Annotated in this window: 8 protein-coding genes; 4 read left to right on the top strand and 4 right to left on the bottom strand. The window is 32.1% G+C overall.

Annotated features, from left to right (window positions below; translation table 11 throughout):
* Positions 1 to 159: 159 nt before the first annotated feature.
* A complete protein-coding gene (locus ACN4EE_RS04630) occupies positions 160 to 1590 on the bottom strand; it encodes a phosphoglucomutase/phosphomannomutase family protein (protein ID WP_431705233.1) in 1431 nt (476 codons plus the stop codon).
* Between the two features lie 170 nt (positions 1591 to 1760).
* Here ACN4EE_RS04630 and ACN4EE_RS04625 point away from each other — a divergent pair, with 170 nt between their 5' ends.
* Positions 1761 to 5363 carry a glycosyltransferase gene (locus ACN4EE_RS04625; protein WP_431705232.1) on the top strand — a complete coding sequence of 1201 codons (3603 nt, stop codon included), beginning with the start codon at positions 1761 to 1763 and terminating at the stop codon, positions 5361 to 5363.
* A 60-nt stretch (positions 5364 to 5423) separates the two neighbouring features.
* On the top strand, positions 5424 to 6608 hold the full coding sequence (locus tag ACN4EE_RS04620; protein ID WP_431705250.1) for an aldo/keto reductase: 1185 nt from the start codon (positions 5424 to 5426) through the stop codon (positions 6606 to 6608).
* Between the two features lie 204 nt (positions 6609 to 6812).
* Here the strand turns inward: ACN4EE_RS04620 and ACN4EE_RS04615 are convergent, their stop codons facing one another.
* Positions 6813 to 7448, bottom strand: a complete 636-nt coding sequence (locus ACN4EE_RS04615) for a CPP1-like family protein (RefSeq protein WP_431705231.1) — start codon at positions 7446 to 7448, stop codon at positions 6813 to 6815.
* Positions 7449 to 7892: 444 nt separating this feature from the next.
* Here ACN4EE_RS04615 and ACN4EE_RS04610 point away from each other — a divergent pair, with 444 nt between their 5' ends.
* Both ACN4EE_RS04610 and speA read left to right on the top strand, forming a co-directional pair.
* Positions 7893 to 8585 carry a response regulator transcription factor gene (locus ACN4EE_RS04610; protein ID WP_431705230.1) on the top strand — a complete coding sequence of 231 codons (693 nt, stop codon included), beginning with the start codon at positions 7893 to 7895 and terminating at the stop codon, positions 8583 to 8585.
* 111 nt (positions 8586 to 8696) lie between these two features.
* Complete coding sequence (gene speA, locus ACN4EE_RS04605) at positions 8697 to 10634, top strand: biosynthetic arginine decarboxylase (protein ID WP_431705229.1); 1938 nt, start codon at positions 8697 to 8699, stop codon at positions 10632 to 10634.
* Between the two features lie 178 nt (positions 10635 to 10812).
* On the opposite strand, the gene ACN4EE_RS04600 is transcribed toward speA, so the two are convergent.
* Both ACN4EE_RS04600 and ACN4EE_RS04595 read right to left on the bottom strand, forming a co-directional pair.
* Complete coding sequence (locus ACN4EE_RS04600) at positions 10813 to 12936, bottom strand: GumC family protein (RefSeq protein WP_431705228.1); 2124 nt, start codon at positions 12934 to 12936, stop codon at positions 10813 to 10815.
* A 44-nt stretch (positions 12937 to 12980) separates the two neighbouring features.
* Positions 12981 to 14522 carry a polysaccharide biosynthesis/export family protein gene (locus ACN4EE_RS04595; RefSeq protein ID WP_431705227.1) on the bottom strand — a complete coding sequence of 514 codons (1542 nt, stop codon included), beginning with the start codon at positions 14520 to 14522 and terminating at the stop codon, positions 12981 to 12983.
* Positions 14523 to 14654 lie beyond the last annotated feature (132 nt).

The raw sequence follows: 14654 nt of genomic DNA, 5'->3' as shown, positions 1-14654 counted from the left end.
ATTAGGAATTAGGAATTAGGAATTAAGAATAGTGGTTAATCAATAATCCACCGTGTAATAAATTACAAGGCTAATAGAGTAACGTTCAATAAATTGAACTCTAAATTTTTCAAGCAGTTAATATTATCTTATTCATTATTCATTATTCATTATTCATTATCAACTATTAGCCCATTGTTTTGCCCATGCTAAATTTTCCTGCACTATTTTTAGATTAGGGGCTTCAGAGTATAGTCGTAATAAAGGTTCAGTACCACTAAAACGGATTAATAGCCAACTGCTATCCTCAAGGCGATATTTATAGCCGTCAATGGCTAAACAACTTACTACTTTTTTCCCCGCAATTTTTGTTAAGGGAGTTGTTTCTAATTTTTCCTGTAATTGGTTTTTGTGGTCAAGATTTGCTAAGGTAAGATCAATTCGATCGTACCCTGAATCAAAGTTTACTTGCTGTTGTAAATTGCGATAAAGTTCACTAATATCTTTGCCTGACTCTACCATCGCCTCCAATACATATAAAGCGGATAGTAAAGCGTCTCGTTCAGGGATATGATTACTATAACCCACCCCTCCAGATTCTTCTCCTCCTACCAACACTTGAGAAGTGAGCATTCTTTCTGCTATGTATTTATAACCGATGGGTGTCTCAAATAACGGCACATTAAACAGTTTAGCAATTTTTGGGATTAAATCTGAACCGCTTACGGTTTTGACGATTTCCCCTTGTAGCTTTCTTCTCGTCGCTAAATGTTCAATTAAAATGGGGATCAAAATTTGAGTACTACAAAAATTCCCTTCACCGTCCACACTAGCAATTCGATCGCAGTCTCCATCGAACACTAAACCGATTCTCAGGCTATCTGGATGACTTTTTGCTGTTTCTTTGATTTTACGAAACAAGTCAGGAATATAGCGTGGTAAAGGCTCAGGAGCGCCTCCTCCAAAAAGAGGATCACGGTCTGCGTTGATTTCAAGTATGTCACAATCTAATAAACGACTTAACCCCGTGGAAGCCGCACCGTGCATAACATCGGCAATGATTTTTAATTTACCAGATTCGATCGAACTTTTGATTAAATCAATGTTGACGAGCGATCGAAGTTGTTGACAATAACTCGCCCAAGGATCAAATAATGTTAAAGTGCCTTTTTTATCACTAATTTTAGGGATAGTATCAAGACGAGATTCGATTTTTTCTGTAACATCTTCACCCACAGACCCCCCAAAACCGCCTTTCACTTTCAAACCTAAATATTTTGCAGGGTTATGACTAGCGGTTAAAACCAATGCCCCTAAAGCGTTTTCAGCTTTGGCAGTCCAACTAAAAGCAGGAGTTGGAGCGTAATTTTCTGACAACAGCACATCAAAACCGTATTCTTGCAAAGTTTGTGCCACCATCAAAGCAAAATCTTCCGCCATAAAACGTCGATCGAATCCCACTACTATTAAATTAGAATGGGGATTAAACTCTTGTAAAACTTGAGCGCAAATAGGTGCTAACTTAGAAACACGCTCAAAAGTAAAATCGGCGGCAATCACACCACGCCAACCATCCGTGCCAAATTTAATGGGATTCGCTTGAAAAGACATAATAAGTAGGAATTAGTAATTATTAACTATAAATTATGCACTATTTGTTATTCACTATCAATAAGCGAATTTGCATTTAAGTTTACTGATGATGAAAGTGTTAGGTATTAGGTTATAATTATTCTCTACTGATTCTTTATCGTTTCGAGTATTTACTTATTTCTTTTAACGTGAAAAAATTTATCATTATTGATCATTCTTTACAAGATTTACAAGGACATCATTTTGAGTGTAGTGTATCCGTTGCTCAATCTGCAAAAAAATTAAATTTTGAACCGATTATTATTGCTAATAAAAATTTTTCACCAGTTTTTTATCCCGAAGATATTAGAGTTATTTCTCAATTTGAAGTAGATTGGTTTGATAACCCTACAAAAAAACTTAATAAATTTCAACAAAAAATTAAGACGTTGATTGATACATTACATGATTTTAATTTCGATAAAAATTGGCAAAAATATCAGCAAAAATTTGATTATCAACTGTTTAAATTAAAACTTACTCAACCGAAGACAAGGGTTTTATTAGAAAAAATAGAAGGGAGTTTATTTAGATTAGGAGAATGGATAAAAGCAGATATTAAATTACTGAAATTTATTCCTTTCAGTCACACCGCATGGGGAATATTAAAAATTATATGGGGCTTAATTAAATTTGCTTTTACTATCATTAATAAAATTATTCAAAAAATTCTGACAAAATTTATTAAAGTTAATCATCAAACCTTTCGAGAGTCTTTAGAAGTTACCCTAAATTCTTTACAACTTACTTCAGAAGATCATATTTTTATTCATACTTTAAGCATTGAACAATTAGAAGAATTATTATACTTATTACAGAGTCAAAATTTAGCTCAAATACCTAAATATCATATTATGTTGAGACGAGATGTTGATGATTGTTTAGTCAAAAATGCTCAAGGTATTGGGATTAAGGCTTGTTTAACTCAATTTTATCAATGTCAATTCTATTCTCAAAAAGTCAGATTTTATACCGATACACCTCAATTAATCGATCGATATAACAGTTTATCACCTATTCGGTTTATAGAAATACCTGTACCTTTTAGACAAGAAAAATTAGCAGAAAATAAGGTAGAAAAAGAAGCAAACCAATCTTTGCATTTAGTTTATTTAGGAGATGCCAGAATTGAAAAAGGATATTTATATTTACCGAATATAGTAAAGGATTTATATAAAGATTATTTAGCAACAAAAAAACTCAGAATAACGATTCAATCAAACTTTAATATTAGCAGTGGCGAAAATGGAATTTTAAAAAGTAGATTAATACTTGAACAATATCCCGAAGATATGGTAAAAATTATCAAAAATGCCATGAAAACAGAAGAATATTATCAACTTTTAATGAGTGCTGATTTATTAGTTATTCCCTATGATAATAATAGTTATCGTCATCGCACTTCGGGAGTTTTAACAGAGTCTTTAGCCGGTGGAAAACCTGTAATTGTACCTGCAAATACTTGGTTAGCTAGTCAAATTGATGACACTAGAGGAGTTATTTATTATCATCCTCAAGACATTAGTAAAAAAATTATTCAGGTTATTAACAATATTCATGATTATCAAAAAAATGCTCAAGCATTTAGTGTTAATTGGTGTCAAAAACATTCCCCTGATACTTTAATGGATTGTCTCTTATCTCCTGTTAATTTTAGTGATAATTTAGGAGAGATTGACGATAATCAAGACAACTCTATTGCTCAGGTTAATCAACCACATTTTTTATTTATTATACAGCTCGATCGCGCAGCGCCACTTCGTGATCGAATCTTGCAACTAGATACCATAGGGCAAATAATGTTAAGCCATATTGAATATTTATCTAGTTTTCACAGTAAAATTTCTGTGATTATTTATGATTTAACATCTCCTTTAATTCTTGATGACAGAGATTCTGAATTTAATCAAGTCAAGGAAATGTTAGGAAATTATAAATTTGTGCAAACTTGGTTAATCAAAATTGCGAATACTCCTCAATTTATGGCTAACTTAGACAAAGAAAAATATTTTCAAAATTGTCATAATAATCAACAAAGTTTAACGAGAAAGTTGATAGATATTAATAGTTTAGTCATTCCAGATAGTTTAAGTAACTATTTGCAAAATCAAACCTTTAATCATATTTTTTTAGATAATATTACCAGTCAAATTTTAATAAGTAAGTTAGGATTAAATAACATTCCTATTATTTGCCAAGTATCTCAATTAGAATCTTATAAATATGCCATAGAAAATAATCAAGAAATTGCTTTAGATGAGTTAAAACAAGAATTAGATTTATTAAGAAAAACTCAGGTTATTTTTACTACTCAACCATATTTAATTGAAAAACTCAAAAATGAAAGTTTATCATTAATAGCCTATCAATTACCTAAATTTTATCCTCTAAATTCTCGTCAGAATCTTATTAAGAATAGTAAAATAATTAATTTTATTTGGGGGGATAATAAAACCGAATATCATAATATAATCAATAATATACTTAGTCAGGAAATAAAAGATACGCAAAAGGTATCTTTGAACGGAAAAAGTTTAAGTGATTTAGAGAAGAATAAAACTAAAAAAATCGCTATCTTATACCCGTGGGGAGACATTTTAGAAAGAAAAGCAGGGGCAAGTCAACGAGTCGGATTATTAATTGATTATTTACAAGAAAAAAATTGTCATATTTGGTTGTTTACTACAGGAGAAGAAAAGGATTTACTACTTGACAATATTCGTTATACTTTTTATGAGCAAAATGTTGATAATTTAGATTTAGTTAAACCTATTAATAATGATGACGAAGTAAGAGAAAATAACCTTACTTTAACTCAAGATTGGCGCTTAAAAATGTACCATCAATTTGACAATGATGATAACTTTCAAACATGGATAGAAAATATAGTAGATTGGGCAGATATAGTTATCTTAGAATATCCTTTTTGGGGTAAAATAGTCAGCAAAATTTGTCAAGAAAAGAAAGTAAAATTAATTATTACCGCCCATGATATTTTATGTAAGCAAGTCTCAGAAAATACAGACATTTATCAAACTTTATTAACAGAAGAAATTAATAGTTTAACCCAAGCAAATCATATCATTAGTGTTTCGATCGAAGACCAAAATTTTTTAAAACAATGGGGAGTTAATAGTCAAGTTATCCTGAATCCTGTTAACTTAAATATAGCTAATTTAGCTAAAAAAAATATCACTATAAATCATCAAGAAAAATGGCTTAATCTTTACCCTTGGTTGGAGGAATATTATTGTTTATTTGTAGGAAGTGGACATTTTCCAAATTTGGAGGCAGTTAAAGAAATAAAAAATATTGCCTCTATGTATCAAGAAAAAAAATGCAATCCTCCGTGTAAATTTATCGTTATTGGTAGTTGTTGCCCTCCCGAAAATCAAGATAATTTTATCTCTTTAGGTAAAGTAGAATCTGATTTATTGATATTAGCTTACCAACAAGCTAAATTGATTATTGTACCATTATTATCAGGTACAGGCTCATCTTTAAAAATAGCAGAAGCTATGAGTTTTGGAAAAGTTATTATCGGCACAAAAATTGCCTTTCGAGGTTATAATATCGATCATCAAATTCATGGTATTATTGAGGATAATTTAAGACTTTATCCCGATTCGATCGAAAAGTTATTAAACAATCAAGAGTTATTAGTTTCCATCGGTAATAACGCCAAAAATTTTGCTAACAATTATGACTATCAAATATTATATCAAGGTTATTTAGAATTAATAGAAAATTAAGAATTAACAATTAACAATTAACAATTATTCATTATTCACTATTCACTATTCACTATGAAGATGGAATATCGCCGTTTTGGAAAAACAGAATTACAAATGCCCGTATTTTCCTGCGGAGGAATGCGGTATCAATATAAATGGCAAGACTTGGCTTTAAAAGAAATCCCCGAAGATAATCAAAAAAATCTGGAAAGTACGATCGAAAAAAGCCTAGAATTAGGAATAAATCATATAGAGACAGCTAGAGGATACGGCACATCAGAAATACAATTAGGGCAAATACTGCCGAAATTTCCCAGAGAAAAATTAATCATTCAAACAAAAGTATCCCCGACAGCCAATAGTAAAGAATTTAGAGAAACCGTAGAAAAATGTTTGAATTATCTCAATCTCGACTATGTAGATTTACTAGGCTTACACGGTATCAACACCCCCGAATTGTTAGACTATAGCATCAGAGAAAAAGGTTGTTTGGAAGAAGCAAGAAAACTGCAACAGGAAGGCAAAGTAAGATTTATCGGCTTTTCTACCCATGCGCCAACGGATTTAATCATCAAAACCATTCAAACTAATCAATTCGACTATGTAAATTTACATTGGTATTGGATTTATCAAAAAAATTGGGAAGCAATATTAGAAGCGAATCGCCATGATATGGGAGTATTCATTATTAGCCCATCGAATAAAGGCGGAATGCTGTATCAATCACCTCCTACCTTTAAAAATCTCACTCAACCTCTTTCTCCTATGGTTTTTAATAATTTATTTTGTTTATCTCACCCCCAAGTGCATACTTTAAGTATTGGTGCGAGTAAACCTAGTGATTTTGAGGAGCATTTACAAACTTTACCGTTACTATCTAAAAGTAAAGAGTTATTACCCCCCATCATCGAGAAATTAGAAAACCACGCCAAAAAAGTACTAGGAGAAGAATGGTTTTATAATTGGGAAAAAGGCTTACCTAACCATCAACAAACCCCCGGTAACATCAATATACCTATTATTCTATGGTTAAGAAATCTAGCAGTAGCCTATGACTTAGTGGAATATGGCAAAATGCGTTATAACCTATTAGGCAATGGAGGGCATTGGTTTCCAGGGCAAAAAGCCGATAAATGCAAGGAGTTTGACTTCACTCAATGCTTAATCAATAGCCCCTATAAAGATAAAATACCCCAATTGTTAGCCCAAGCCGAAGAAATTTTGGGAGGAGAAGAAATAAAGCGTTTATCCCAAAGTGAATAGTTAGGGGTTGCCTCATAGTATTTTGATGAAGAGAGGGAAGAGGGAAGAGGGAAGAGGGAAAAGTGGATAGTAAATAGTTTTTCTTAACAATTTATAGTTCAATTTATTGAACGTGATCTCGTTAGACGTGTAATTAATTACACGACGTGTTATTGATTAACACCTTTAATTCTTAATTCTTAATTCCTAATTTTTATCGATTATTTAACGAATAAAATTACTAACTAACCATAATAAACAAAAAGTAAATAAAGAGGCAAATTTTTCTGCATCTAAAGTAACATTTAACCCCGCAACTGTTAAAAGATTTAACAGAATATTAGCTAGACAAATAGCAAAAATAAAAGTAATAAAAGTAATACCGATCGATCTCCAAAATTGTCTTTGTTTACGGTACAATATAAAGAAACTTGTGCCGACTCCCACCGTTAATAATAAAGGTAAAAGAGAGATATTTGCACTAAAAATACTGACAAAAATTAAGATAATAAAAACAATACCACTTAAACTAATATTTTTCAAAGAAGGTTGATCTAATAAATTAGTAAACCAAAGAGAGATTTGTGGATTAAAAGTATCATTAGAAAGAGGAAAAGATTTTTGATTATCCGTAGTTTTAATATTCTCAGGAAACCTAATTTGTTCGGGTACTTTAATTTTTCCTTCCTGTCTTAACCTTAATCGTTGCATAATAATGCTATCATAGGCGATCTCAATATTTTCCAATACAACGGAATCATTTTGATATTTCTCTTTTAGATTTTGTTTTGCTATCTGTATTTCTTCAAAAGAAGCATTCTCAGTTACGCCTAATTGCTCATAAGGATTTAACTCACTCATTTTTGACTTATTCCTCCCATAAATAATTATTAATAGTTGCAACTATATTAAAAAATTTTAAGTTTATATCAACTAACCTAACCAATATTATATTGAATTAGCAAATCTGGACTGTTATCAAAAAACCAGAAATTGGGAATACTAAAAAATGGATTAATTTCATTTGTAACAAAACAATATGTCATTGTCTCAAAAATTAATGTTAATTGAGATGAGCCTTAGTGCTTTGCGATGACACAATAATTATTATTGTCATGGCGTAACTACTATAATTATCAAAAGTCACTATCTTTTCTCTCAATCTTTCTCCTCTTGGCTTATTTATAAGCTACATTGGCTTGATTAATGCCTCAAGGGGGTATAAATATTATTGTCTATGAGCTTTATTATTAATAATTATCATTTATTTTGCTTTGTTGATGTAAACTACTGTCTAAATTTATCATGGAATCCATTTCACCTAAAATCCTTGTTGTTGATGATGATATTGCGATCGCAAATTTAATCAGTCGTTTTCTCAAACAGAAAAAATATCTGATAGAATCGGCGAATGACGGTAAAACTGCCAGAGAAATTTTTAGTCATTTTCGCCCAGATTTAGTGATTCTCGACATTAATCTACCAGATACCCTTGGTTATAATTTGTGTGCAGAAATGCAAAATAACAATGATGTATTTATTCTCATGCTTACCAGTCGTACAGATGTAGAAGATAAGAAAAAAGGTTTTTTAATTGGTGCGGATGATTATTTAACTAAGCCTTTCGATTTACAAGAATTGGAATTTAGAGTACAGGCTATTTTGCGCCGAAGAAGATTAGTCAAATCTCAAAACTTTAAGATGATTGAATTAGATGATTTATTCATCAATCCTGAGACGAGAGAAGTTAAATTTAAGGATGAAAAAATTATCTTGACTACCTTAGAATTTGATTTACTCTATTTTTTAGCTCGTAATCCTAATAAAGTTTGGCGTAGAGATGATTTGATTGCTAACGTTTGGAAAAACGAAACTGTAAAGGATAATAGAATTGTGGATATTCATATAGGTCAAATTCGCCGTAAAATACAATCTGATCCTAATGATACTCAATATATTACTACGATTAGGGGTGTAGGTTATAAATTTAATTGTTAGAGTCTGCTGAAAAAGTCTTTTGATGAGGGATAGACTTTCAGGGAATGAATAAGTGTTATGATGTTATAGTCAAAATTTTTGATTTATTTCTTATTAACTTTTTCTTAAACTATGACTAATGTTTGGACGATCGAAGACAGTAATAAACTTTATCAGATTCAAGGTTGGGGTGAACCATATTTTTCCATCAATGAAGAAGGTAATATAGCAGTTTCCACTAGAGGAGATGAGCATAAAATTGATTTATTTGAATTAGTCGAAAGTTTGAAAAAAAGAGATATTCATTTACCTTTATTAATTCGTTTTTCTGATATGCTAGACGATCGATTAAAAAGGTTGCATGACTGTATGAATGAAGCAATCGATCGATATAATTATGAGAATGTTTATAGAGGAGTTTATCCGATAAAATGTAACCAACATAAGCAATTAGTAGAGGCATTAGTCGAATATGGAAAGCCGTATAATTTTGGCTTAGAAGTAGGCTCAAAACCAGAATTAATGATTGCTTTGGCAACGTTAGAAGTGGATAAAAACCAAGAAAGATTATTAATTTGTAATGGTTATAAAGACGAAGAATATTTAGAAACTGCTCTTTTAGCTCAACAATTAGGGCATAATTTAATTATTGTAATTGAACAAATTAGCGAACTATATATTATTTTAAAATTAGCAGAAAAATTTAACCTAAAACCGCAACTAGGAGTGAGGGCAAAACTGCAAACAAAAGGCTCAGGACATTGGGGTAATTCTACGGGAGAAAAAGCCAAATTTGGCTTAACTATTCCCGAAATTGTCACCGTAGTAAATAAGCTCAAATCTGAAGATAAATTAGACTGTTTAAAGCTATTACATTTTCATATTGGTTCACAAATTTCCTCCATTGCAGTCATCAAAGATGCCATTAGAGAAGCTAGTCAAATTTATGTGCAATTGTGCAAAATGGGCGCAGGAATGAAGTATTTAGACGTTGGTGGTGGTTTAGCTGTGGACTATGATGGTTCAAAAACTAATTTTTATGCCTCTAAAAACTATAATATGCAGAATTATGCTAACGATATTGTGGCGGCGGTAAAAGATAGTTGTGATGAAAATAATATTCCTTCTCCTATTTTAGTTAGCGAAAGCGGAAGGGCAATTACTTCCCATCATTCCGTGTTAATTTTTAATGTGGTAAGTAGTAATAATCCCCCCTTAGAATTACCTCAACCTACGGAAGAAAAAGAGCATTTAATTATCCGTAATTTATGGGAAACTTATGAGACAATAGACGAAGCAAATTATCAAGAAATGTACCATGATGCGGTGCAATTTAAAGATGAAGCTATTAGTTTATTTAACTTTGGTTATCTTACCCTGTTCGATCGAGCTAAAGCAGAACAATTATATTGGGGATGTTGTCATAAAATTTATCAAATTACCAAAAATGAGAGTTATGTCAGTGACGATTTAAACGACTTAAATGATTTAATGATTGCCACCTATTATATGAATTTATCGGTTTTTCAATCCGCTCCAGATGCTTGGGCGATCGATCAATTATTCCCGATTTTACCTATTCATAGATTAAACGAAAAGCCAACAGTAAAAGCGGTTTTAGCAGATTTAACCTGTGATAGTGATGGAAAAATTGACAAGTTTATTGACTTATTAGATGTCAAAAATGCTTTAGAATTACACCCTTTAAAACCAGCAGAAAAAAAAGATATTAATAACCCAGAAAATACTGATTTTCAACCCTATTATTTAGGGATGTTTTTAGTGGGTGCTTATCAGGAAATTATGGGCAATTTACATAACTTATTTGGAGATATAAATGTGGTTCATATTCAGAGTAAACAAGACAATTATCAAATCAAATATGTGGTAAAAGGAGATACCGTCACCGATGTCTTAAAATATCTTGAATATTCTGCCGAAGACTTAACCGAAAAAATCAGATGTTTTACAGAAAATGCCCTCTTAGAGAAACAAATTGATTTAGAAAAATCGCAACTTTTAATCAAAAATTATGAGGAAAATTTACGCAGTTATACCTATTTAAGTTAGGTAATAGGTAATAGGTAATAGTTTGAATTATTTTTCAGATTTGATAAATCTAGCCATTTTTTATGGTTAGAAAATCAACGATATTTTTTGTAAAAATTGAGTTAAATTTATTTAACGGTATCTATTAGACGTCAGATTGCTTCTTATTATAGTCAAAGTAGAAGAACCACTTTAATTGTTAGGAAAATAATTTATTTTTGTTTTCATCTTTTCGATCGTGGTAATAGGAATAGTTATAGTAGTAATAATAATTATCACTATCGGAAGTAAAGCAGTTAAGCAGTAAACCAATAATATTAACTTCCGCTTGGATTAAAGATTCTTTAGTACCTGCTAACATGGATGTATTAACTTTTCCTTGACGTATAACCATTAACATTCCATCGCTCATTCGACCTAATATTTGAGCATCGGCGGCTATACTGACAGGAGGGGCATCAATGATAATTAGATCATATTGTTTTTTCATTTCCTCAATAATGTATAGCATTTGAGGAGAACCAATTAAAGCTACGGGGTTAGATTTACTATTTCCAGCGAGTAAAATATCTAAATTATCCATGACGGGAATGAGCAAATCAGATAAAAGAGAGTTATTTTCTTTGTGTAATAAGTCACTTAACCCTAATTCTTGAGGAATATTTTTCCAAATTTTCTTCTGCCCCGGTTTTCTTAAATCCGCTTCAATTAAGAGAACTTTTTTCCCAATTCCTGCGGCGGCTATAGCTGTATTAGCTGCGATGGTGGATTTACCTTCTTTTGCCACACTACTGGAAATCGTAATCACTTTTAAGGGTTTTTCTTCCGTACTCATAAAATTGAGACTCGCACAAACAGCTCGAAAATTTTCACTGATAGGAGAAGAAGGATTATCTTTTACGGGTAAATCACTGGTAATTTTATCGGTTTTACGGCGATAAAAATCGGGTATTTTTCCTAACACGGGTTGAGTAAAATATTCTCGAATCTGCTCAATATTATTGATTCCTTGATCAAGTTGTTCTAATAAATAAGCTACCAATGAACCAGCTAAAATACCCCCTAAAAATCCTTGTATTAAATAGGTGACTCGACGATTAGTAGTGGGATATTTGGGTACTGAGGCAAACTCTGCCGATCGAACATTACCTTGTGTACTATTTAGGGATATTTGTGCATTCTGATAATTCTTAATTAAATTTTGTAATAAATCACTTCTCGCATTTAATTCTCTTTGTAATTGTTCTTGTTCAAATTCTAAATTGGGGAGGGTATCAACTCTTTGTCGATAGTTGTCTATTAGTTGATTTAAAGATTTTAATTTCGCTTCTAAACTAGCAATTTCTCGATCGAGATTAGCGTATTCAGCTAATAAAGCACTTTGATTTGCACCGGGTTGATAAACGTCTTCCACATCAACAGAAGATGGATTTCTCTGAATATCAATATTTTGCAAATATTTTTGTAATTGTTCTTCCAAAACAGATTCTTGTTTTTGCAACGCAATTAATTGGGGATGTTCATTTCCTAAATGGATTTTTTCTTGCTCAATTTTAGTTCTTATTTCTTGAATTTGTTTAATTAGAGAACCCACCACAGGAGATTCGTTAACAAAGGTAGAAATAATAGCCCCTTGGGAGTCCACAGGAAAGATTTTTTGTAAAGCATCTCGACGGGATTTTTGAGAAGCTAATTGAGCCTGTAGTTCAGCTATTTGACTATCTAATCCACTAATAATTCCAATGGTAGAACTGGCTTCGGCTGTAATATCAAGAATGCGATTATCTTGTTTAAATTCTTTAATTTTTTCAGCAGTTTTTTCTAATTCTTTTTGACTTTCAGGAATTTGTCTTTCTAAAAAATTGGCTAAATCTCTCGTTTGAGAAATGTTTTGATCCCGATCTAACTGTACATAATTTCTAATCCAAGCGTTAATGATTTCTGCGGCTTTTTCAGGGTCTTCATCAACAAAAGATAACTCAATTACATCAGTGTTTTGTGGATTTACCACCATTAATCTTGAGGATAAACTTTGAGGTTCTAATTCTAGGGGGAATTCTAAATCTCTCATTACTTTTTTGGTCAAAGAATCAGACTTCATTAAGACTAAATCATTACTTAATTTTGTTTGAGATGTTAAGGCAAAAGGATCAGTAATACTAGGGGTTTTTGTCTCAAAAATAATTGTTCCACTAGCACGATAAAGGGGAACAGTTTTTGAAGATCGATCGTACCCTAAAAAGAAAAATACTACGCCAAAAACTAAAGATGCACTTAACCATCTTTTACGAATAATTTTTAGATAAATTAATAGTTCTTCCATGAAGTTTAAAAGTTAGACAAAAAAATAATAAGAGATAAAGATATTTAATCACCACCTAATCGATCGATTAACACTGCTGTATTAGCTATGATGCCCAATATTTGAGCAAAGGGATTAATGATTGCAAAGGTAGCATCGGAAGCCACCGCTAAGTTCGATCTTTCTACAAATATAATATCATTATTTAATAAAGGTGGGTTATTTTCTTCACTTAAGGGAGAACTAAAATCAACTTTGATCGATCGACGGGTGACAGTACCATCAGGGTTGAGACGGATTAACTGGGCGGTACTTTCGTTGGCACGGCGATTATCGAATCCACCTGCTTGTAAGAGAGCTTGTTGTAAACTGACATTCGGTGGTAATTGTAATAATCCCGATCTTTTTACTTCTCCTGTGACGCTGACATTAATGCTATTGGGAGAAAAACTCGCTATTGCTACTTGACGAACTTCACTGTCTCTAATGGTTTCGATGGTAGGAACAAAAATTCGATCGCCATTTTGTAACAAGGCATCTTCTCTAAATCTACCTGTTTGCAATAATTCCCATAGATTTACCTTGACAATTTGCTCCTCTCCTGAGGGTAATGTTCGTCTAACTTCTATATTACGAATATCCGCTTTTGCTGTTAATCCTCCTGCGGTTTTAATTGCCCTTGTAGCTGTGGGAATACCTGCCAAGCCTTCTTGATTCCGAATCGTAGTGCTAGTCTGAAAACTTAACGTATCGGTTAAATTACCTGCTCTAACATCATCTCCACTTAAAGTGTAAGGACCTGGACGATTGACTTCTCCTACAATACTAATGGTAATAGGAATACTCAAGTTGGCAGAAAAATTTGCCATTGCTATTCTCATTACTTCAATGGGATTAATTTCATCAGCACTAGGAATGATAATTCGATCGCCATCCCGTAACACAATATTTTGAGACAAATCACCATTTTCGAGAAAATCCCAGAAATTCACAGGAATAATATACTCTTGACCTTTATAATTACGAATAACTTGCACCCTACGAGGATCAGCCGAAGCATTAATACCGTTAGCTAATTGTACAGCACTGATCAAATTAGGAAACTTATTTCCCGCCGCATTTCCTCCCTCAAAAGGTACAGTATAAGAACCGGGGGTTCTGATTTCTCCTACAATAGCAACAGTAATAGGGCGAGGTGTAACTAAATTTACACTGACAATAGGATCTCTTAATAATCCTGAATTAACATATTGTTGATAAATGACAGATTCGATTTCTTCTAAAGTTAAACCTGCTACAGAGATACGATTAATCAACGGCAAACTAATAGTACCGTCCACCAAAACAGTATAATTTCCACTGTAATCAGGTACGTTATAAATATCTAACGCAATGACATCTCCAGAATCAAGGGTGTAAGGAAATTGTTGACTAAGGTTAACTTGCCGAGTCGGAAGATTAGAAAAATTATTAGTTTCGTTAGTATTGCTAGGGGATAAGGGTTTTAATGGTTGTCGAGGGTTAACACTCTGTGCTAAGACTAAGGGAGAACTGGTAAATAACAAGATTAGGGTTACGATCGAGTTGTAAATATTATTGATCTTCATATAATTATCAAAAATTTTTTTACATTATAAAAGATTTGTCACTCAGAAGGTAAAATTTGATAGTCTTTATGATTAACAATATTTAAAATCAGTAATCCTAATCACTTTTTCCTAGTCTTCTAATCTCAAGCG

It is taken from the genome of Geminocystis sp. CENA526, from assembly GCF_050753365.1.
In the GTDB taxonomy this organism is placed as follows: Bacteria; Cyanobacteriota; Cyanobacteriia; order Cyanobacteriales; family Cyanobacteriaceae; genus Geminocystis.
This window is presented reverse-complemented; position numbering and strand designations above follow the sequence as displayed.

What these genes read in the sequence shown, in the direction of transcription:
- ACN4EE_RS04630 (WP_431705233.1), bottom strand. Translation starts at nt 1,590, where the DNA reads ATGTCTTTTCAAGCGAATCCCATTAAATTTGGCACGGATGGTTGGCGT.
- ACN4EE_RS04620 (WP_431705250.1), top strand. Translation starts at nt 5,424, where the DNA reads ATGGAATATCGCCGTTTTGGAAAAACAGAATTACAAATGCCCGTATTT.
- ACN4EE_RS04615 (WP_431705231.1), bottom strand. Translation starts at nt 7,448, where the DNA reads ATGAGTGAGTTAAATCCTTATGAGCAATTAGGCGTAACTGAGAATGCT.
- ACN4EE_RS04610 (WP_431705230.1), top strand. Translation starts at nt 7,893, where the DNA reads ATGGAATCCATTTCACCTAAAATCCTTGTTGTTGATGATGATATTGCG.
- speA (WP_431705229.1), top strand. Translation starts at nt 8,697, where the DNA reads ATGACTAATGTTTGGACGATCGAAGACAGTAATAAACTTTATCAGATT.
- ACN4EE_RS04600 (WP_431705228.1), bottom strand. Translation starts at nt 12,936, where the DNA reads ATGGAAGAACTATTAATTTATCTAAAAATTATTCGTAAAAGATGGTTA.
- ACN4EE_RS04595 (WP_431705227.1), bottom strand. Translation starts at nt 14,522, where the DNA reads ATGAAGATCAATAATATTTACAACTCGATCGTAACCCTAATCTTGTTA.